The sequence below is a fragment of the bacterium genome, from assembly GCA_023145965.1.
Lineage (GTDB): Bacteria > UBP14 > UBA6098 > UBA6098 > UBA6098 > UBA6098.
Window position 1 is genome coordinate 15,158 of the sequence record JAGLDC010000078.1, and the last position, 21,138, is coordinate 36,295.

General features: G+C 43.7%; 15 protein-coding genes, 1 tRNA gene and 1 other RNA gene. 5 read left to right on the forward strand and 12 right to left on the reverse strand.

Going from position 1 to position 21,138, the window contains the following annotated elements; translation table 11 throughout:
* Positions 1–4: 4 nt before the first annotated feature.
* The 6 genes from KAH81_07560 to KAH81_07585 form a co-directional block, all read right to left on the reverse strand.
* Positions 5–1,336, reverse strand: coding sequence for a hypothetical protein (locus KAH81_07560; protein ID MCK5833511.1), 1,332 nt, complete (start codon positions 1,334–1,336; stop codon positions 5–7).
* Positions 1,337–1,342: 6 nt separating this feature from the next.
* Positions 1,343–2,089 carry a tetratricopeptide repeat protein gene (locus KAH81_07565; GenBank protein MCK5833512.1) on the reverse strand — a complete coding sequence of 249 codons (747 nt, stop codon included), beginning with the start codon at positions 2,087–2,089 and terminating at the stop codon, positions 1,343–1,345.
* Between the two features lie 26 nt (positions 2,090–2,115).
* On the reverse strand, positions 2,116–3,366 hold the full coding sequence (locus KAH81_07570) for a tetratricopeptide repeat protein (protein ID MCK5833513.1): 1,251 nt from the start codon (positions 3,364–3,366) through the stop codon (positions 2,116–2,118).
* Positions 3,367–3,479: 113 nt separating this feature from the next.
* Positions 3,480–5,261 carry an indolepyruvate ferredoxin oxidoreductase subunit alpha gene (gene iorA, locus KAH81_07575; protein ID MCK5833514.1) on the reverse strand — a complete coding sequence of 594 codons (1,782 nt, stop codon included), beginning with the start codon at positions 5,259–5,261 and terminating at the stop codon, positions 3,480–3,482.
* 382 nt (positions 5,262–5,643) lie between these two features.
* Positions 5,644–7,056, reverse strand: a complete 1,413-nt coding sequence (locus KAH81_07580; GenBank protein ID MCK5833515.1) for a hypothetical protein — start codon at positions 7,054–7,056, stop codon at positions 5,644–5,646.
* A 118-nt stretch (positions 7,057–7,174) separates the two neighbouring features.
* Positions 7,175–7,705: an outer membrane beta-barrel protein gene (locus tag KAH81_07585; GenBank protein MCK5833516.1), complete on the reverse strand. Its 531-nt coding sequence runs from the start codon at positions 7,703–7,705 to the stop codon at positions 7,175–7,177.
* Positions 7,706–7,896: 191 nt separating this feature from the next.
* Here KAH81_07585 and lepB point away from each other — a divergent pair, with 191 nt between their 5' ends.
* The 3 genes from lepB to fetB are packed head-to-tail and all read left to right on the forward strand — an operon-like array spanning position 7,897 to position 10,378.
* Complete coding sequence (gene lepB / locus KAH81_07590) at positions 7,897–8,835, forward strand: signal peptidase I (GenBank protein ID MCK5833517.1); 939 nt, start codon at positions 7,897–7,899, stop codon at positions 8,833–8,835.
* A gap of 3 nt (positions 8,836–8,838) precedes the next feature.
* The gene (locus KAH81_07595) at positions 8,839–9,603 is read left to right on the forward strand and encodes an ATP-binding cassette domain-containing protein (protein ID MCK5833518.1); all 765 of its coding nucleotides are present in this window, start codon (positions 8,839–8,841) and stop codon (positions 9,601–9,603) included.
* Entirely contained in the window at positions 9,596–10,378 is a 783-nt protein-coding gene (fetB, locus tag KAH81_07600) for an iron export ABC transporter permease subunit FetB (protein ID MCK5833519.1), read from the forward strand. Before KAH81_07595 ends, fetB begins: the two co-directional genes overlap by 8 nt.
* A gap of 445 nt (positions 10,379–10,823) precedes the next feature.
* Here fetB and KAH81_07605 read toward each other — a convergent pair whose 3' ends face one another.
* From KAH81_07605 to upp, 4 genes are all read right to left on the reverse strand, one after another.
* Positions 10,824–12,173, reverse strand: a complete 1,350-nt coding sequence (locus KAH81_07605) for a sigma-54-dependent Fis family transcriptional regulator (GenBank protein MCK5833520.1) — start codon at positions 12,171–12,173, stop codon at positions 10,824–10,826.
* A 20-nt stretch (positions 12,174–12,193) separates the two neighbouring features.
* Positions 12,194–13,468 (reverse strand): GHKL domain-containing protein, encoded by a 1,275-nt coding sequence (locus KAH81_07610; protein MCK5833521.1) that lies wholly within the window; start codon positions 13,466–13,468, stop codon positions 12,194–12,196.
* On the reverse strand, positions 13,465–15,090 hold the full coding sequence (locus KAH81_07615; protein MCK5833522.1) for a Na/Pi cotransporter family protein: 1,626 nt from the start codon (positions 15,088–15,090) through the stop codon (positions 13,465–13,467). The genes KAH81_07610 and KAH81_07615 overlap by 4 nt, the downstream gene beginning before the upstream one ends.
* A gap of 316 nt (positions 15,091–15,406) precedes the next feature.
* A complete protein-coding gene (upp, locus tag KAH81_07620; protein ID MCK5833523.1) occupies positions 15,407–16,036 on the reverse strand; it encodes a uracil phosphoribosyltransferase in 630 nt (209 codons plus the stop codon).
* Between the two features lie 333 nt (positions 16,037–16,369).
* On the opposite strand from upp, the gene KAH81_07625 reads away from it, so the two are divergent.
* Both KAH81_07625 and ssrA read left to right on the forward strand, forming a co-directional pair.
* Positions 16,370–16,442: transfer RNA gene (locus KAH81_07625), tRNA-Lys, on the forward strand.
* Positions 16,443–16,582: 140 nt separating this feature from the next.
* Positions 16,583–16,938: a transfer-messenger RNA gene (gene ssrA, locus KAH81_07630) on the forward strand.
* A 67-nt stretch (positions 16,939–17,005) separates the two neighbouring features.
* On the opposite strand, the gene KAH81_07635 is transcribed toward ssrA, so the two are convergent.
* The gene (locus KAH81_07635) at positions 17,006–20,122 is read right to left on the reverse strand and encodes an efflux RND transporter permease subunit (GenBank protein MCK5833524.1); all 3,117 of its coding nucleotides are present in this window, start codon (positions 20,120–20,122) and stop codon (positions 17,006–17,008) included.
* Positions 20,119–21,135, reverse strand: a complete 1,017-nt coding sequence (locus KAH81_07640) for an efflux RND transporter periplasmic adaptor subunit (GenBank protein ID MCK5833525.1) — start codon at positions 21,133–21,135, stop codon at positions 20,119–20,121. Before KAH81_07640 ends, KAH81_07635 begins: the two co-directional genes overlap by 4 nt.
* Positions 21,136–21,138: the final 3 nt, after the last annotated feature.

The following is a 21,138-nucleotide window of genomic DNA, read 5'->3' on the forward strand; positions in this document are numbered from 1 at the left end:
TAAATTATTTTTGAAAGGGAAATGTTATCTCAAAGGTGCTACCGTTTTCGTTACTTCCAATAAGCTCGAGTTTACCACCTGCAGAATTAATAAATTTCTTAGCGATAGTGAGACCTATTCCTGTGCCTGTAGTTTTAGTGGTGAAAAGTGGATCGAATATCTTCGAGGCTATTTGAGAATCGATGCCTCGGCCTTCGTCAGATATAACTAGTTTAGCAATGTTCTCCTCAACGAAGAGGTTTATTGTAATCGTTCCGCCATCGGGCATAGCCTCGATTGCATTGTTGATTATATTCAAAACAGCTCTTCTCACACCATCGACAGGAATTAATATCATCACCTTATCTTTAAGTTTCATATTGAAAGCAACCGAATTTAATCTCGCTCTCGGTTCAAATTTTGAAACAATCTCTTCTACTAAACTGCCGAGTTCAACCGGAGAAATAACTCCAGCCGATGGGCGAGCCAGCGAAAGATATTCGCTTATCGTCCTATCTATCCTCGCGATCTCTTCATTAATGTAATCGATCATTTCTTTTTGAGCATATGTCGATGATTTGGAAAGCCTCTCTGTCGATGCTTTGATTATTGCCAGCGGATTTCTTATATCGTGAGCCACTCCCGCAGCCATTTGGCCCATGGAAGCCAGTTTCGAAGCATCAATTAACCTCCGCTCCATCTTCCTCATCATATGAGAAGTTGAAAGGAGTATTATAATTCCAGCAACAACCACAAACATGGAAAAAATGCCAAATAATAATAGATTTCGGCGAAGATCTGCCAGAAGCTTATAGTATTCGGCGCCGGCCTCAACACTTAATACCCAGTTTATTCTGCCAATTTCATCCTCGATAGGTGCATAGGAGCCCCTAATAAGCCGGCCCTCACCCTTATATAACTCTGTGGTCGAGGCCATACCTGAAAGCGCGCTATTAAAAGAAAGCCTATCGCTCTCAACAAATGGATAGAAATCGCCCTTTTTATAAGCGGATTGAGACGATAAAACTACATTACCGAGTGTGTCGAGTATGCTTATAGAATTGAAAAGACCCTGCGTATAAAAATTTCCGATCTGCTCAACTAAAAGCGAAGCGTAAAGACCAGTGGAATCAACATTATATGATCGAATACGCGCCGGTCGGATGGCCGAGGCCATAACCTGAGTCTCAAAAATCTGTCTTTGCGCCATACCCCCGGAGAGGGCAGGTTCTATTTTTCGATATTGCAACAGATTAATTAGATTGAAACCGATAAACACAACAGCAATAGCGATAGCCGTCCAACGGGTGAGAAGCCCGAGAGTGCTACCGGGAAATCGGCTCTCTTTTTTGGACATAAGAATCTATTTTCCCCTGAGCTGAACCAGCTTCCGCTCAATTTCGGGGGCATCGACTGCGGATGGCGAAAGCCTCAAATATTCGTCGAGCATATTGACTGCCATATCGAAATCTCCACGCTGATAATATGCAGTAGCTAGATTGGCGTAGGCCGAAGGATACAGAGGATTTACCTCCCGCGCGAGAGATAATTCAGCGATAGCTTCTTCGAACATTCCCATAAAATAATATACACCACCAAGGTCGTTATGGAATAGAGCGTTTTCGGGATCGATTTCGATGGCCTTTGTAAAATAATCCACTGATTTTTCATAGTCGCTACGCTTAAAGGCCACCCATCCGAGACCAAAATATGCCCATGAACTTTGGTCATCGAGCTGAAGTGCCCTTTCATAAACGGCTTCTTGCTTTTCAAGCTCCGCAAGCAGTCTGCCATAAAGAAAATGGAACTTCGCCTCCCCCTGATTCTGTTTAAGGAGTCTGTCATATTCCTCGAGAAGCACTTTCGGTTCGACTTCTCGAGCACGAATGAGTTGATACTGAATGTGTGCCTCGGTAAACTCGGGGTATTTATCGAGAGCAAGAAGGACCTCTTCTTTCGCTTGAGAAGTTTTTCCCTCTCTGTTGTATGCAAGACTGGCCTCATAATTGGATCTAGCAAGAAGATACTGTTTCTCCGATTTGCTTGTCCAACAACCGGAAAGCAGAACAGTAATTAAAAGCGTTAAGAACAGTGTTTTATACAAGTGCATATGTGAAACCCGCCGTTTAATGAACCCTAATCGCAAATCTTGCCATCGAGTTCGGGATGAATAAAGAAGAACTCCTTCTTCTCTTGGGGTGTCGGCATGAACTGTTCGAGATAGCGTAGTTTCATGCGTGCGATATCGGCAACACGCTCACAATCAGCGCAAATAGCGTTTTTATATATTTCATAGCAGCATTCGAAACGAAGTTTCTCTTTTATGCCAAGTCCTTCGGGTGGAACATCGGCGCGAGCCTTGCCAACACAAATATTCCCCTCGATAATTATTGCCTGACATGATTTAGGATCACAGCTTCTAGCTTTTCTGAGATATTGATTCGCCGAGGAATAACTGTTCATATCGACATACGTATCTGCTATGTCCAAAAGGAGCTTAATATTGTTCGGAGCTAGTTTTTCGGCTTCTCTAAAAGCCTGTTGAGCGAGATCATATTTGCCCTTAGCTGTGTGAACAAGACCCATATATTGATAACCTTTAGAGTCCTCGGGGTTCGCTTCGATATATGCATCAAGCGTCGCTACAGCGTTTTCATACTCGCCGGTATTTGCCTGCGCCCTCCCTAAGTTAAGAATATACTCAGTGTTGGAGGGATCGATTCTTGTGAGATTTTGATAGGCCTCGCGTACTCCCACCCAATTACCACGCACAAGATAGAGATCTGCCAGTTTTAGCCATGTGTCGATTTGGTCCGCGTCTGCCTTAACTGAATAATTAAACCAGACAACCGACGAATCGAGCATACCACGAGAAAGAAGAATAAGACCGATCTGAGTTGCTGAATAGGACTCTGTGGAGTCTAATTTATAGGCCATAGCGTATTCTGTGATGGCACTGTCGAGATATTCATGATTCTCGGAGGCTTTTCTCTGGAATAATGTGGCAATCCCGCGGTGGAGATAGCCTATCTCCGGGAACTTGGAGATTCCCTCTTTATAAACAGCAAAAGCGCTATCCGGTTGATCCATACGGAAATAGCTGTCTGCAAGGTATTTCCATGCACGGTTTTCCTCGGGATTGAGGTCATTAATTATTCTCTTAAAATGTGGTATTGCATCAACATATTGGCTATTTTTATAGTATTCCAAACCAAGAGATAAGGCTATTTTAATCTCCTGTTCAAGAGAATCGCTGCGTTGTTTTTCGGCCTCGGCGCGGGCAACTTCTTGAGCCTCGATCTGTTCAGCGGATGGTATTGTCGCACAAGATATGATAGCCATTAAAACAGTAGCTACAAAGATTGCAAAAACAATAAATCTCTTCATTTTTTCCTTACTTGATATTTAGCTTAATTTTAATAGTATATTCCTTATCATTCCGTTTGTCAACCCACGGGAATTATTAGGAAAACGAAAAAGGCGGGATACCCCGCCTTTTTCTAATCGCTGAGCTCGATCGCACCTGTCGGGCAAACTTGATAACACAAGCCACATGCCTCGCCAACACAGAAAAGCGGATTTATTTCCGCGCGCTTTTTCCCCTTTTCGTTGACCTCGCCGGTATTTATTGCAGGACACCCGAGTTTGAAACACTGGCCACAAGCAATACACTTATCAGGATCGACTTTGAAAGGCACTATCTTCATGCGTTTAATGTCCAGAAGAATGCACCTTCCGCGGTTGATAATAACCTTTGGTCCATCGAGGGTTTTTACCTTCTTTAAAATTTCGGTTATGTTCTCGATATCAAAAGCGTCTGTATCGAAAATATGCTCGATGCCTATAGCTTCAGCTAACTTGCGATAATTGAGTTTGGGGGATTCCTCTCCCATGAGTGTGATACCTGTCCCTGGGTGTTGCTGATGGCCGGTCATAGCCGTTATCGAATTGTCGAGTATGACCACCGTGATGTTGCTCTTATTGTAAACTATCTCGGCAAGGCCTGTCATACCGCTATGAATGAAAGTCGAATCGCCAATAAATGCTAGAGTGTTCTTGCCAAATTCTTTACCTCGTGATTTTTCCAGACCCTGGGCTATTCCAATCGAGGCTCCCATGCAAATGCAGGTTTCTCCCATTTCTAACGGGGGCATCATACCCAGTGTATAACAACCGATGTCGGTTGTTCCGGTGAACTTGAGCTTATGGGCAACATAAAAAATACCGCGATGGGGACAGCCGGGACACAGAACAGGTGGGCGCGGAGGCAGATTGGAAACATCGATTCTGTCGGGTTGTTTCTGGTTGATCATACTTTCACGGACTATTCTTTGCGAAAGCTCATTCGTAATTGGAATGCGTTCTTTACCTATAGAGGTTATACCTGCCGCTTTAAGCTTCTCTTCGATAAAAGGTTCGTTTTCCTCGATAACCCATAATTCATCAACCTCGGATGCAAAATCTCTGCAAAGTTCAATCGGGAAGGGATAACACATGCCCATTTTCAGGAAGCGTGCTGTCGGAAAAGCTTCACGAGCGTATTGATAAGAAATACCACTTGAAATGATACCTATTTTTTTACCATCAAATTTATAATCGCCTTCAACAACGAAGTTAATGGGTGTTGTTTCAGCATATTTCTTGAGTTCTGCGAGGCGTTTTTCAAGCGCAACATGGAGAACTCTCGCGTGTGCAGGAATAACAACCCTCTGTTTGAAATCCGGCTTGTAATCCTTCACTGGCACCTCGACCCTGTCCTTAAGATCGACCAAGCCGAGACTGTGGCATAGACGAGTGCTCATCCTGAGAAGAACAGGCGTATTAAACCGCTCAGACATATCCATACCGATTGCGACCATTTCCTTCGCCTCTTGGCTATCCGAAGGCTCCAGAAGGGCTATCTTCATGAATTCGGCATAACGGCGGTTATCCTGTTCGTTTTGCGAGGAGTGCATTCCGGGGTCATCGGCCGAGACAAGTATAAAGCCGCCATTGACACCGGTATATGCGAAGCTGAACAGAGGATCGGCCGCAACATTCACTCCGACATGTTTCATGGTGGTTATAGTCCTTGCACCTCCATACGAAGCTCCTACGCCTACCTCGACTGCGACTTTTTCATTCGGCGCCCATTCGCAATAAATATCATCCTTATATTTAACCACATTTTCGAGAATTTCTGTCGATGGCGTTCCGGGATATGCGGTCGCAACCTTAATTCCGGCCTCGTATGCGCCACGGGCTACCGCCTCATTCCCCGATAATAACACTTTTTCTGACATAAATAACCTCCATATTTAATTTATACAAGTTACTAAATTTAACCAATCGAGACCCTAAAATCAAACTGTTTATCGCTATTCTTTCTATTTGTAATATCCTCTCAGGCACAAATGCGATAAAATTCGATTATTGAATAGTGGCGGACATGAGGCTCGCTCGCTTATAATACATAAAATCTAAAGCGCAATTGAAAGCCCACAAGCCTGTGACTAAATGGATGACGCTGACCAAATATTCATTCAAGTATCGACATTGATGGCACTTTCTCACTGTGTTCGCGCTTTTATAAAAATGATGAAGGTGAATTAACAAGAAAAGGGGGTAAAAGAACCACCTATTCAATAATAATATCCAATACGTGAAATCCAATCCCTGTTTGTTTTAATGCTTGAAATTCAATCTCACAAATGGATAGGTTCTGTCATCGGTGGAATCTGATTTGGAAATAATTAAACCGTTTTTGGAAATAGTCTTGCCATTACCCCATGCTACTCCAACCTCGATTGTAGGTCTTAAAAGTGCAGATTTCAAAAACCAGAATTCAAAACCTCCCGAAAGATATAGACCGTATCCCTCGGCATATTTTGCCTCCGGGTTTTCAAGGAAGCGCATCTTATAAATGGAAGGTTCAGATGTTTTTCCTTGCCCAAAACCAGCTTTGATTATAAAAGGGAAGTATTTCCATACATTTCGGCCAAGGAAGACCTTTCCGCTGAGCTCATGTTCAGTTATCCATCCATGGGCTGTGGGGCGAAATGGATTGGAATCAAGAACAAAGATGTAATATAATTCGGAGGACCACAAATCTCCATAAAACCATGTAATTCCGGTTTTTAGCGCGGTTGGGAATGGTGAAAGGACAATCTCGTAATCGAATCCCGCTGAAATTGCTTTTTTTTGAAGCCCCGGAATAGCACCCGATATATCAACACCGAGCACCACATCTGAGGGATAAGGTCCGTAAGCATCCTGATCATCGACAACCCAGACTATCGATGGATTGAAATAAAGCCATTTTTTAAGTTGAAGCGATTCTTTTTCTCCAGAGTATAATGATATTTTTTTGCTCCAAAAACCGAATTTTTTCACCTTGAATTGGTTGAACTCGTCGTCCAAAAGCAAGGGAACTTTGCACCAAGTCTTAGAAGTCGCCAATTTGCGGCAACAAGGCTTCGCCCTAATCGCCCTTATACGCCTGATATAATGATAGCGATATGATGCTCGAAAATAACCGAATTTCAACGGTTCGAGGCGAACTTCTTCGGGGTCCTCATTGTAACTAAGCCATGTGATCGTGGGATAGTGCTTATCACTGAAAACTAATATCGGCGAGCGGTTGATCGAGTCTATATAATCGACCTCGCATTGCTCGCCCATCACACGTAAGTCCGGTTTAAAAAACCTGAAAGGTAAAGAATCTTCGGGGACTTCCATAAAAAGCAGATCAGCGGTTATAAGATTCATACCGATAGAATCTTCTTTACCCAGCATTATTTTCCGAGAGTTTCCAGAGATTATTTCTTTCCAATCAGCTCTATAAGAACACAGGAAAGAGTCGGGTTTCTGGCCCTTCGGAACACCCTTTATCAGAAAGAAAGAGGAATCGGATTTCGAATCGGGTTCTATAAAGGCAAAATCAAAATCTGGGTAATCTTCCCAGTCAAAATTTTCATACTTAACACGAATCGTATCCACGCAACCTGCAGCGGAAAAGAGGTAAAAATCGGCTTTATAAGCGTAAAGCGTTATTACGAATATTATTAGGGGAAATATTCTTTTTAGCAAAGCAGACATCAGACATTAAATCAATAATCAGAATGTTACATCAAATCGACTACCGAATGTCTCTTCCGATGGATTCTGAAACAGAAATTCCCTCTTTTGGTTTTCATATTTTTGGATATTACCCAGTTTAAAGGTCTTTTTCCCAACTTCCAGTGACACCGCCTCCAAGCGACCATGAACCGGTTTCGTTCGCATTTGCGATATCCTCTACGCGATATTTAAAATCGAACTCGAAACCGAATTGGTTTTTGGGTTTGTATGTCACTCCACCAAGCAATTCCGCCCCGATTGTGAGTTCGGTTTTGTCATCCTGTTCTGCTGTATAATCATATTGGCGAAAATTAACACCTAGACCGACACCGGTATAAGGGTCAAATACTCCGATGCCAAAAGGATGCACCTCACCATCTACAGCGATAGGGATATAGGTTATTTCTGCATCGTTGTAGTTGTATTGAGTCCAAGAACCGCTACCAGTAGCAGCGAGGAAGGCGTTAAAGCGATATTTTCCTTTAATCGTGAACATGGGCGCAATTTTTGCAGAACCTGGTGGATCGTAAATTTCGACTTTAGCGGTCAGCGATATATGACCTTTATCTGCGCTAAATGCAACAGATGCTAGCAAAACCACTAAAATCATCAGAATAAATTTTTTCATTATAGCTCCTTTTATTTTACAAATTACTTTTAGTTTATGGCATGTCAAGTGCAAAGCACTTAAAAGAATTAACTTGTGAAAAACCTTGTGTGAATATACATTCTATAATTATGAAATTTATAAAACGAAAAAGCGAAATTAAGGACAAGAAAAAAAACACGAAAATATTTCTAGGAGGGCTAAGGGCCATTGTGGAGACAGTGGTGGTGGTTCTTCTTTTAAGGGCATTTGTTGTCGAGGCTCACGCCGTGCCCACCGGAAGTATGATACCTACTATACTTCCGGGAGAATATCTCCTTGCTGAGAAGCTTTCATATCGCTTTGGCGACCCTCAAGGTGGCGATGTTGTGGTGTTTAAATACCCGGTCGAACCTAAAGTGGATTATGTGAAACGCTGTCTGGCGGTTGGTGGCCAGACCTTCGAAATAAAAGACCGTAAGCCCATTATCGACGGCCTTGAAGTTCCGGATAGTCACGCCCATTTCGAGAATACTTTACCACCCGTTCCAAATATCCTCGGCATTTCCGACTCCGACTGGCAGAAAGCATGGGAATCGCGAGACCTTTTTGGTCAGGTGATGAAGCTTGTCTCCCAGAAACCTGGCATTGTGAAATCGCTTTATGCTTTTGTGGCTACTTACGAGGCAAATAGCGCAGGAATGGAAATTGAATATGATAGCCTTAGAACAGCAATAACCAACATCACTCCTAAGAGCAACAGGTGGGACGAATATCTCAGGATCGCTTTAATCGAAGGCTTTGAAGCCTATCTTGACACTGATTTTTCCAGTGAAGAGGTCATTCCGATAATCAATAAAGCACTTACCTATAATATGCAGCAGCTTATTTATTTTTCGATCTCCGATAACTTCCAGAAGGTTACTATCCCTGAGGGTTATCTTATGTGTATAGGGGATAATCGTGACCAAAGTTACGATTCGCGTTTTTGGGGACCGGTTCCTCTCGACAATGTCAAGGGTCGCCCATCGATGATTTATTATTCGGTGGAAGTTCAGCCACCAGCCCCGGGTAAGACACCGACTATCTTCGATAATATACTGATAATATTCAAGAGTTGGTTCCACCCGAAGGAAATTCGTCCGGACAGATTTTTTACGCTTCTGTTTTAATTTATGAACGAGCGTGAAATAATTGTCGAGCTCAGAGGTTTAGGGCGTAAGAAACGGCGCTCTCTGAAGGATGAATATGAGTGGATACTTCGCGATGTTAATCTTAAGGTTCCCTCGGGTGACCGGTTGGCGATAATAGGTCCATCCGGTTCAGGCAAAACAACACTTCTTCGCATGATGGCCGACCTCGAGCCATATAATGAAGGTGAAATTTTTTTTAATGGGAAAAATTTAATTGAGATAGAGCCTACGGAGTATCGAAAAAATATTGGCTTTGTTCAACAAGCGCCTTCACTATTCGAGGGCTCGGTCGCCGATAATATTCGTTATGGGCCAGCGCTTGCCGGCGAGAATATTACTGATGATAAGGTAGAGCATCTTCTCGATTTAGTAGGACTTGCTTCGAGCATAATATCCTCGAAGTCCGATTCGCTTTCTATCGGTCAGATACAGCGAGTCGCCATTGCACGGGCGCTTTCCACAGGTCCGAATATCCTTATGATGGATGAACCTACATCGGCACTCGACATTAAAACTGCAAAGAAGATCGCTAATTTAGTTAAAAGACTTGCTATCGAATTGGATCTTACGGTGGTTATGATTCTTCATGATCTTGCTCTTGTCCGGGGTTTTGCTCTCGATGTGGCTTTTATTGCAAACGGAACATTAATTGAAGTCTCTGAGGCTAAGGATTTTTTTATTAATCCTCCACCCGAGTTTATCGAGCAAATTGGCATGCTAAAAAGCGGCGATGATTGCCATGAATGACATGCTTCATCTCTCGACATACTCGCTAATTGCTGCTGCTGCCATGGTATCTATCGCTGCAGTTGTTAGTATTATTCTCAAACTGAAGCTCGAAAAGGATCTTTTTGTAGGCGTTTTACGCTCTTTTCTTCAATTGATGGTTGTCGGTTACATTTTGGATTGGGTGTTTGTCCTCAACCGTTGGTATCTTGTTACATCATGGCTTCTATTAATGGTGGGTATTGCGGCATATAACGCTATGCGCAGACAGGGCAAAGGCTTATCCGGTCTCACCGGTAGGTTTTTCGTATCTATTTTTGCTTCAAGTGCGATATCTATAGTTCTTGGAGTATGCTTTATTATCAAACCAACGCCTTTTTGGGGGCCTCAATATTTAATTCCTATAGGTGGTATGATTATTGGCAACGCTATGTCTTCGGCGGCGCTTTCTGTTAATCGTTTATTCTCTGAGATGAAAAATCGTTCTGGTGAGATAGAGGCGGCACTTTCACTCGGCTCTGATGTCCACAATGCTTGTCTTCCGGCGGTGCGTGCCTCGGTGAAGACCGGCATGATGCATATTATTAGCACCACTATGGTGGTTGGGTTAGTTCATATTCCTGGGATGATGACAGGCCAGATAGTTAGTGGAGTTGAACCGAGTGAAGCTGTTCATTATCAGCTTGTGATTATGTATATTCTTCTGACCACCACCGCCTTATCCTCACTCATGTCAGTTTTGTTTGTCCGTCGCCTTTATTTTGATAAGAGGCATCACTTGCTCTTGCCGGAATAGAGGATTATTTTTTTGGTATTTCACTGTGATTTAGGGTAGATGCCAATCGCCATTAAATATTTCGATTTATTGATCTTCTTACCCTCCTCGGTCGCTGTCACGATTTTTGCTACGGTCGATAAGGAATAATTTTACATGATTTTCGACCGCAAAAATCCTCCCCCTTCCACCACTCTGTCACGGAATTTGCAGAGGGGCAAATTCTGCGCCATCGTCCCTGCCCGCGCCAGCGACCGGTCAATTATTTTTTCGAAGGCTTTAATGCGCGCCATCCTTCATTCCCGTCGGTTGAAACCGACGGCGAAGAGGGTTTTTACGAATCTCTGTCATTTTGAGTACAGCGAGGAATCTCGTCCGATACGAAGGAGATTTATTCTCTTTGGGTCGCAATGACAGGGTAATTTTGGAGATTTTTCGTCGATTTGCGCGCTCATGATCGCTTGATTTAAACCTCGCCGTATTCCTCGAGTTTACGGTAAAGGGTTCTTAGGCCTATGCCTAGTATCTCGGCAGCGTGTTTTTTGTCTCCGTCACATTCTTTGAGGGTTTCCAGAATGGCTTGTTTTTCTAGATCGCGGATTGGGATGCCGCCCAGGTTGTTATTAGCGAATGATTTTTTGACATGTATGGTCTCTGGAACATTTGAAAGCATTGGTTCTGGACTGAAGATAGCCATCTGTTCGAGCGCATGTTTAAGCTCGCGGATATTACCCGGCCAATCGTATTCCATGAATATATCCATTGCTTCTTCGGATAATCCGGTAAGCTCGCGTTCCAGTTGAATTGAGAGCTTATTAAGGAAATAGTCTATAAGGCGTGGAATATCCTCTTTCCTTTTGCGAAGAGGTGGTAGGTCGATAGTCACGACGCGAAGGCGATAAAGCAAGTCTTGACGGAATTGGCCCTGCCGAACTACCTCATCTAAATCGCGATTTGTAGAGGAGATTACTCGAAGATTGAGTTGTTTTGTTCCTCTTCCCCCGAGCCTCTCGACTGTCGAGTTTTCGAGAACGCGAAGCAGCTTTGGTTGGAGTTTGAGGGGAACGTCTCCTATTTCGTCGAGCACGATAGTACCACCGGAGGATTGTTCGAATTTACCGGCTCTACTGTCGATTGCTCCGGTAAATGCGCCCTTTTCGTGGCCAAAAAGTTCGCTTTCCATAAGCGATTCCGGTATAGCGGAGCAATTAACCTTTACCAGCGGTCCCTCGGCGCGTTTAGAGACTCTATGTATTGCGTCTGCCACGAGCTCCTTCCCAGTGCCGCTTTCGCCAGTGATTAGGACAGTCGAGTTTATCGGCGCAGCGGCCTTTATCCGCTCGAAGACCTTAGTTATTGCGGGAGATTCCCCGATTATTCCCATAAAACCAACCTCACCTAGAAGCGCACTTTCAAGCTCTTTTTGGCGGCTTAACATGTGCGAAACCTCCAACGCCTTATTGGTAACCGCTTTAAGACGCTTTATATCTACCGGTTTCGTGAGATAATCGTAGGCGCCCTTTTTCATGGCCTCGATAGCCGTATCGACAGTGCCGTGGCCGGTTACAAGTATCACTTCAGCGGAGGAATCCTCACTCCGAGCTATTTCCAAAAGCTCGATTCCGCCGATCTCTCCCGGAAGCATTAAATCTGCAATAAGAAGATCAATATTAAGCTTCTCGAAAAGCTTCTTGGCTTGTTCGCCGGTTTGAGCGGTGTGTATTATTCTATTGTCGGCTTCGAGGACCTCTTTCAATGCTTCAAGTTGTCCAATTTCGTCATCGACTAAAAGAAGGTGATCTTTTTTATTTTTCATCATTATATATCACTTTTGTATTAGCGTGGGAGCGAAACAGTGAAGCTCGTTCCTTCGCCGGCTTTGCTTTCAACACGAACGCTTCCGCCATGGTCCATCGCAACCCTTCGCACGATAGCCAGGCCTACGCCTGTGCCGTTTTCCTTTGTGGTTGTATATGGTTTAAAAATACGTTCGATACGGTTTTTCTCTATACCACATCCCTGATCCAATACAGTTATATGAACTCGTCGCGGAGTTTTACTAATAGTGATAGTGATTTCGTCGCCCTTATCGGAAGCATCACGCGCGTTGAGTATTAGATTCAAGAAAAGTTGGCGTAATTGTTCGGCATCACCACGGATTTCGGGAATTTCCTCTAATAAATCGAGGCGAAGCCTCAGACCAGAGTTTTCAAGTTCGGGCCCGAAGAACTCGACTAATCTAGTAAGCACCTCGACAATGTTAATCTTCACGAGATTGAGCTTTGGTGGTCTTGCGAAACGCAGGAAACTCGTAAGAATGCCATCCAAGCGAATAATCTCGGAGCGTATTCGAGTGAGTTTAGTTTTAGTTTTATCATCGCCATTTGAAAGCTTCTCATCGAGAAGCTGAATATTCATATTAATAGTATTCAAGGGATTACGGATTTCGTGCGCGAGGCTTCCGGCGATCTCCCCCAAATAGGCTAATCTGCTTTGTCTTTCTATTTCCTGCCGAAGTCTCTTGACTCTTCTAACCATGAAACCACCGTAGGCAATCGCAGCGGATATTCCTCCAAGCGCAAGAGCGAAAAGCACTCGAAGTAGATTCCCTGCCATGTCAGTAACCTTGGCAAGCTCAGGAGTGAGGCCCTCTTGGGGTATCCCCGCATGCAACATCCTACTTCCCGGCATAGTAACGGCTATATCGTAAACTGGTATTCTTACTCCCGGGCCGGTTAAAACGAGTGGCAATATCCCAATATTCTGTTCTTTTCCAAGATTGAGAGCTTCCGCGATTCCCATATTGAAAACAACTCCTCCATCGGAGTCGGCTGCAACTATATAAACAAAGCCATATTTTTCTTTAATTTCCCTAATTCGAGCTCTGTCGTTGGGTGAAATAAAACCCTCTTCGAGCCTATCAGATATGAATCCGCTTAACTCTCTGGTGTCGGTGAGAGCGTCTGAAAGTGTTGCTTCCAATAGTGTCTCAGAGAAATCGGCGAGATAAAACCGGCTAATGGCATAGGCACCTAAGACAACTGCTACGAATACTAGCGCTGCACGCATGGCGATTTTAATAGCCTTTTTTCTCTCCTCAGTTCTCATCATACCTTGCCTAAAATAGCGTAAGCAATATATGAAACATGGATTGCTATTCGGCTTAAGTCGGAGATCAAGTCGAGGTGGATTGTGCTTGTCTCGGATGAATATTTAACTCCCGCATGAAGTCGTTCGATATGGTTTCTGTTGAGCTGTCTTTGCTTTTTAATTATCTCTTTTGTTTTTTCGATGATGTCTTTAGCAATTGAAGTGTCCCTTAAGGCAATAAGATCCAGGGATTCTTTCAAAAGCGCCTTAACTTCGTTATGGAATTCTCTGATTTCAACAAGGCCTTCTTTGGAAAAATAATAACCCATATCCAATCTTTTAACGACATGCTGTGAGAGGTTTTTACTGACAACATCTGCTATATGCTCGAGCTCCAGCGTGATAGTTAGAAGCTCGAGTTCGGTGCGAGATTCCTTAGCTGAAAGTTCTGATTCGGTTAGCCGTGTGAGGTAATCCGTGATGGCTTCCTGTTCTATGTCCACCCGGTCATCGCGTTCGACTATTTCAATTAAAAGCTCGCGGTCATACTCTTCGAGCGCAATCATAATATCCTCGAGCATGGAGAGAACGATATCCCCTTGTCTTAGTATCTCTCTTGCAGCGCTCCCGAGCGCCAGTGAGGGGTTATTCATGGCATTCGGTTCTAAATAGATGGGTTTAAAACTATCATCATCGTCAGAAGCCGGCACTATTTTCTCGACAATTTTTGAGAGAGGTTTATTGAATGGCAAGAACACTATTGCGGCGCTGAGGGCAAACATCGTATGAAGATGGGCGATAGCTCTCGCCGGGTTGTCGCTGAGATAATTAGCAAGTTCGATGTAATATTTCGAAAGCACAAAGACTATAATACCTGCGCATGATCGGATTATCAGCTCCGTCCATGCGACACGCTTGCCTTTTGAACCGCCGCTTGCTGCACCGATAAATGCGATTCCACAACTTCCGATATTAGCACCTACTATAAATGGCAAGGCAGTCTCTACATCTATAATTCCACTGAACCCAAGCGTTAGAAGAAGTCCGAGTGTTGCAGCGCTTGATTGAAAAAGAAGTGTTATACCTGCAGCGAGAACAGCGGCGAAAAACGGGGTTCGCGAGAAAAAGCCTATGGCTTCGGAGAAAAAGGCCTCTTTAACCAATGGAGTTGTGCCCTCGGTGATGAGGTGCATTCCTAGGAAGACCAGACCGAAAGAAAATATCGCACCACCTATATCGCGCATCCTATCGGAGCGAGTGATCTTCATTAAAATGAAACCAAAAAGCAGCATGGCCGGTGCCCATGGATGAATCTTGAAAGCTAGTAGCTGAACAGTGAGTGTCGAGCCGACTCCAGCACCCAGAATTATGCCCACAGCATTCATCAACAACAGAAGGCCGTTGTTAGACAACGCCACAATCATAAGCATAACAGCAGCTGAGGATTGAAGCGATAGCGCGACCATTAAACCAAGCAAGAATCCGCGTAACCTTCTATTAGTCATACGTGTAACAACAAGCTTGAGGCTAGCGCCGGCAAAATCCTCCAGCGATTTAGTCACTTTGCGAATTCCATAGAGGAAAAGGGTGACACCACCGAGTATCTGAAATATTAATAGAGTTATGTTATAATCATTTGTCATTTTGACAATAAGATAGAGCTACACCGCCGATAATCAAGTAAAAAGTTATAATGAATATCCTTATTGGTTTATTCATTTGTATTAAGAAAGCAATTAGAGGCTCGATGGCACTTTTTGGAGGGCGTCGTTCTTCGAGGCTTTATGCCTCGAAGGCAGGCTGGAAGCTGGCAGAAAACTGAGTTTTATATCTATATTGAATTTCGGCTTCCAGCCGATTTATTTACCGATGGAAAGATTTCTTTCCTTTCGGCAAATAAATTCGACGCCCCCCAAAAAAACTTATATTTGAAGTTTGGTGATTTGATCTGCGCTCTGGTTATAGAGTGCCATAATAGCGGTCGCCTGCATCGCCCAACCCTGGACGAATATACGCATTTTCATCGAGTCGCTTATCGAGTGCGGCAAGATAGATATCAATTTGAGGGAACGTGGTTCTGAGCTTATTCATGCCATCGGGTGCACCAATTATACCGCAATAAACGACCTTATTAGGTTTAAGCTCTATAAGCTTTTTGGCAGCGGATACTGCACTTCCGCCGGTCGCAAGCATAGGATCGAGCATAAAAACAGTTTTATCAGAAAGGTCCACTGGAAAGGAATCATAATAGTAATGGGGTCTGAAAGTCGTTTCATCTCTGCGCATGCCAATATGATATATTGAAGCGCCGGGAAGAAGCCTGAGAAAAGCTCTTTCCATACCGAGACCGGCCCTTAAAATCGGCACGGCTATTACTTCCTTTTCGGAAATGCGACGAACTTTAGCTGTTTCGAGGGGGGTCTCTATTTCTATTTCCTTAAATGGTGCGGAGCGTAGCGCGGTGGCTACGACCAAACTCGCCAATGTATCGGTTCGAGCAACATACTCAGAGGTTGTTGTTGTGCGATCCCGAAGAATGGATAAAAGATGGGCGACTGAGGGTTCGTTTTCAAGAATTACTGGTTCCATTTTTTTCTCCATCGATGATGTTTGAAACAAAATAGTGAGAAATACATGCTTTCGCAAGTTCTATAAGTTGAAATGGGAAATTTCTTGAAACATATGATTCAAGTTAAAATCCCATAAGTAAGTTTTCGAGGAGAACTTTATAATTGAAATATATACTTGCTGTGCAACGAATATTAATCAAGGAACTATACAAAAAATAGGCACCGAGCATGCCTACCATTTACTTTAACGCAATTAATGGTATTTTTATTTGATAAAGAACTTGCATTTCATTCGCCTCAGGCATAAATTTACGCATACTCGGTTGATTAAGCCGAAGAATTTTATTTAAATGCCCCATTAGCTCAGTTGGCAGAGCAACTGACTCTTAATCAGTGGGTCGGAGGTTCGAATCCTCTATGGGGTATTTTTTATTGATTAACAAACAGAATGTTGATAATATTGTTATGATATGCATAATAATATTAGCCTAAAAATATTTGCTATTTGAAAATTAAACATCGAATACTCGATGGACCGACCATATTTTGACACCTCTTTTCAAGAGGGGGCGAAATGGATTCGACGGTATCCAGCGAGCTGTAACCTGCGAGTCGAGTTCCGGAAGCTCGTAAATAATCCGGAACCGCAATAAATGCGGAATATGATTACGCACTGGCAGCTTAATTAGCAGCCACGTTCCGGGGGGAGTGACGCTCCAAACGCCTTCTAGTGAACGCCGTAAAAAGGAGCGCGTTATAGAAGGACTTTCGCGCCGACTGTAACAGCTATTATCGCGAAATAGCATTTGGTAAGCCCTGCATGGCGGCGAACTAAAGGCGAATTTAATAGCCCTGCTACACTCGTAGATGGTTACGGAAAGCGTTTATCGGACCCGGGTTCGATTCCCGGCGCCTCCACCACGTTGACAAAAAGGCCGAGCTTTAGCTCGGCCTTTTTTCGTAAAAAACGTATTACCGTTTATTGCTATTAAATATCACAGCTATCGGTATCGATAGCTATTTTGGTTGCTTCATCTTCACCATGAACTACAGAAACCAAATTTTTCTGTGCTTTCCTAGAGAATTTATCCGCAACAGAATAGAAAATTGGGACGTATAGCAATGTAAAAACCGTAGCCGTGATCAGCCCACCGATAACCGTAAGCGCTATCGGCGCGCGCATCTCGGCGCCATCGCCGGAGGAAAACGCCATCGGGATCATACCGAATATCGTTGTCAACGCCGTGATAAGAACCGGTCTCATCCTGTCAAATCCACCTTGAATTATAGCATCCTTCATGCGGAGACCGGAAACCCTAAGCTTATTTATATGATCGACAAGCACGATCCCGTTATTCACCACAATACCCGCAAGAATAATAACACCTACGAAAGAAACAACGGAAAGTGCCGAACCGGAAAGAAGGAAAATCCATACAACACCAATTGCCGCAAGCGGAAGCGTAATCATAATCACTAAAGGCTGAATGAGCGATTCGAAAAGCGCGGCCATAATCGCATATACAAGCACAATGGCAAGAAGGAGTGCAATCGCAAGGTCCTTGAAGGCGTCCTGCATATCCTCCTGTTCACCGGAAATATTGAAATCATATCCGGGTTCAAAGTTCTTAACCAACGGAGCGATTTGCGCCTTGATGTCCTTTACGATACCGCCGACATCCCTGCCCCGACGGTTACCATAAACATGAACAAGTCTTGTCTGACTCTCGTGCTCGATTTGTAAGGGGCCTTTACACTCGACGAAATCCGCAACCTCTTTAAGCGGGACTATGCCCATCGGTGTGGAAATCGGTAGATTTTTTATCTTTTCTATTTCATCCCGCTGATCTTCCCTAAGCCTAACGCGGATATCCGTCTCCTCACCAGCCTTATCGCGTAGTCGTGTCGATACACTGCCTAGTGTAAGGGTAGTAATTTGACTTGCAAGAAGGTAAGTCGGAACACCAAGTCGCGATGCCTTTTCTTTGTTAATTCTGATCTCGATTTCCGGTTTACCTTGTTCCACACTTGATCGAACATCTTCAAGACCGGGGATATCCTTTGTTAATTCGACTATTTCAAGAGAGTAATCCCTAAGTTTATCCAGATCGTCGCCGAAAACCTTAATATCTATATCGCCTTTACCGGAACTCATCATGTTTATCTGGCTGAATTGAAGCTTGATTCCTTCATAATCAGGAAAACGAGATTTGATTTCCTTAGTTATTTCAGCCTGTGTCTTTTTGCGATTTGCGTCGAGAACAATCATCACCATTGATTCGTTCGAGTTCTCTGGTCCAAAAGTCATCTGTGAATTCGAACCGACCATTGTCATAGCTTGGTTGACTTCGGGTATATCGAATAGGATATTTTCCAGAATCTGAATCTTTTCATCGGTAACTGATAGTTTTGTTCCAACTGGAAGTTTCATCCTGACAATCAACATATCGTCATCGGATTTCGGGAAGAACTCCGTTCCAATGAATTTGAAAGTCAAAGCCGTAATCACAAGCCCAGCCAATAGGAACAGCGTCATCAAACCCTTGTGATTGACGCTCCAGCGTAAAACCGATCTATATTTCAAACGTAACTTCGAGAAGAAACCCTCTTTATGCTTATTATGTTTGCCCTGTTTCTTGAAAAGGATCGAGGCTATCATTGGAACAATTGAAAGTGCTACGATAAGACTACAAATCAGTGCAAACGAAACAGTAAGAGCTAATCCGCGCGTAAGCTGACCCGCGAGTCCCGATGAGAATACCATCGGCAAAAATACGACAATTGTCGTGAGCGTGCTTGCAGTAATGGCCATAGCAACCTGATTGGCACCGTCCTTAGCGGCTTCGCTCCTAATCTTACCCATCTCGATATTTCTGTATATATTCTCGATAACAACAACCGCGTTGTCAACGAGCATACCTACTCCCAAGGCCATTCCTCCAATAGTCATTATGTTAAGTGTGTATCCAGCTAATTTAAGCGGTATAAACGTTGCGATAACAGAGAGTGGAATAGCAATCGAAATCGCAAAAGTCGGGCGCCAGTTGCGCAGGAATATCCAAATCATCAATATCGCCAATAAACCGCCGATAATTGCAGTAGATCCTGTAGCAACCGAGGTGCGAATAATCCAGTCATGCATATCCATGCCGAATCCATAGCTAATATTATCCGGTATGTTGACCATAAGCTCTTCGATAGCCCTTTTGACATCTCCACCGACGGAAACGCTATTCGAACGCGACTGCTTGAATATCATCATCAAGACGCCTTCTTCGCCGTTCCCGCGTATGTATGAATTTTTCTCGACTAGACCGTCCTCGACTTCGGCTATTTCACGAAGATGAATCGGTTGTCCGAACGGTGTCGCACCAATGACAATATCTTCTACCTCTTCAACGCTTTTAAATTCTCCTATTGTGCGAAGCAAATATTCTTTTTGCCCTATATCGATATTTCCGGCCGGCATATTCATGTTGTGTGCGGCCAATGCCGAACTGATATCTGAAGGTGAAATGTGCAACTCGTGCATTTTCAAAGCATCGAGATAGACATGAACTTCTCTTTCATCTCCACCCATAACAAGAACACTAGCAACTCCCTCGAGTCGTTTAAGGGGAGCGGCTAATTTGTCTTCTATTAATTCTCGAAGAGCTTTTGTATCCTCCATTCCGACGAAATGGATTGACATAATTGGCATTTGTCCGATGTCAAATTTCGATACGTAAGGTCTTCGAACGTCTTCGGGTAGAAGACCTATTGCCTCGTCGAGCGAAGCTCGAACATCCTGTGCGGCAAAATCGATATTCGTGCCCCATTCGAATTCGAGCATAAGAATTGAGATATTCTCTCGAGAAACAGAATGCACTTTTTTAAGATTGCTAACCGTGCCGACATAGCCTTCGAGAGGTTCTGTAACAGTTTTTTCTATTTCCTCTCCTGCGGCGCCAGCGTAGACTGTTGTGACTGTAACCATCGGAAATTCTATATCCGGGAGAAGATCGAGTCCGAGAGTCCATAGAGACCAAATCCCCATAACAACAAGGATAAGCGCGAACATGGCAATGGTTACACGTCGCTTAACTGAAAAATCGGGTATTGTCACTCTTCAACCTCCTGAACGACGTAAACTTCAAGTCCATCTTTAAGACCGACCGCCCCTTTAGATACAACAGTATCCGTTATTTCGAGACCAGAAATAACCTCGATTATATCGCTTGTAATAATTCCGATTTCAATAATCCGTCTGCTTGCTTTCCCTTTGTCCACAACAAATACTATACTATCGTTGACCACCGAAGATCGGGGTATAATCATTGCATTGTCTTTAGTCGATGTAATAACACCCACTTCAACGAACACTCCGACTGGAAGATTATTGTTCTTATTATCGAGAGTAATTTCACCGCTGAAAAGACCGGTATATGGGTCTGCTCCTGGAGAGATATTCCCCAATGTGCCTTCGAACATTTTATCCGGATAAACATCCGAAAAAATACGTGCCGTCATACCTTTTTTAAGATTTGGGAAATCCTTGGCAGCAATCTCTATGGGAAGTTTGAGTTTATCGGTTTTAGCGAGACGAAGAATCCCTCTAAGGCCAGGGGCGTAGACATCGTGTTCGTTGTAATATTTTCCTACAATTGTCCCTGAGAAAGGGGCCCGAAGGTCAGTGTTATCCAGAACCTGTTTGTAACCCGCCTTAGCTGCCTTATAACCTGCTTCTGCTTGGTCGTAGCTTTGCGGGGCTATTAGACTGTCTTCATACAGCGCTTTAGTTCTCGAATAAGTCGTTTTGGCGGCATCATATTGCGCCTTAGTTTGGTCGAGCGTTTCACCATTCATTCTCACTAATAGTTGATTGAATTTAACCTTATCACCTACGCCGACGTGAATCTTCTCAATTGTTCCAGGGATTTGCGGAAAGACCATTATATCTTTGCGTCCTTCGAGACGCCCCGAAAACTTAACCATTTTTTCCAAGGTGGTTATTTCCACTGGCTTGATTTTAACGGATGCTTTTTCCTGCGCGATATTTTTAATATCATCGCTTTTCCCGCATCCTGCAATAGAAGCGATAAAAATCACGAATATTATCCAGATAATCCTCGTCCTCATAAT

Excerpts from the sequence above, each read along its gene's own strand:
- KAH81_07580 (MCK5833515.1), bottom strand. The coding sequence starts at position 7,056 with ATGTCTGCTTTGCTAAAAAGAATATTTCCCCTAATAATATTCGTAATA.
- KAH81_07615 (MCK5833522.1), bottom strand. The coding sequence starts at position 15,090 with ATGACAAATGATTATAACATAACTCTATTAATATTTCAGATACTCGGT.
- iorA (MCK5833514.1), bottom strand. The coding sequence starts at position 5,261 with ATGTCAGAAAAAGTGTTATTATCGGGGAATGAGGCGGTAGCCCGTGGC.
- KAH81_07640 (MCK5833525.1), bottom strand. The coding sequence starts at position 21,135 with ATGAGGACGAGGATTATCTGGATAATATTCGTGATTTTTATCGCTTCT.
- KAH81_07610 (MCK5833521.1), bottom strand. The coding sequence starts at position 13,468 with ATGATGAGAACTGAGGAGAGAAAAAAGGCTATTAAAATCGCCATGCGT.
- fetB (MCK5833519.1), top strand. The coding sequence starts at position 9,596 with ATGAATGACATGCTTCATCTCTCGACATACTCGCTAATTGCTGCTGCT.
- KAH81_07595 (MCK5833518.1), top strand. The coding sequence starts at position 8,839 with ATGAACGAGCGTGAAATAATTGTCGAGCTCAGAGGTTTAGGGCGTAAG.
- upp (MCK5833523.1), bottom strand. The coding sequence starts at position 16,036 with ATGGAACCAGTAATTCTTGAAAACGAACCCTCAGTCGCCCATCTTTTA.
- KAH81_07570 (MCK5833513.1), bottom strand. The coding sequence starts at position 3,366 with ATGAAGAGATTTATTGTTTTTGCAATCTTTGTAGCTACTGTTTTAATG.
- KAH81_07605 (MCK5833520.1), bottom strand. The coding sequence starts at position 12,173 with ATGAAAAATAAAAAAGATCACCTTCTTTTAGTCGATGACGAAATTGGA.
- KAH81_07565 (MCK5833512.1), bottom strand. The coding sequence starts at position 2,089 with ATGCACTTGTATAAAACACTGTTCTTAACGCTTTTAATTACTGTTCTG.
- KAH81_07560 (MCK5833511.1), bottom strand. The coding sequence starts at position 1,336 with ATGTCCAAAAAAGAGAGCCGATTTCCCGGTAGCACTCTCGGGCTTCTC.
- KAH81_07585 (MCK5833516.1), bottom strand. The coding sequence starts at position 7,705 with ATGAAAAAATTTATTCTGATGATTTTAGTGGTTTTGCTAGCATCTGTT.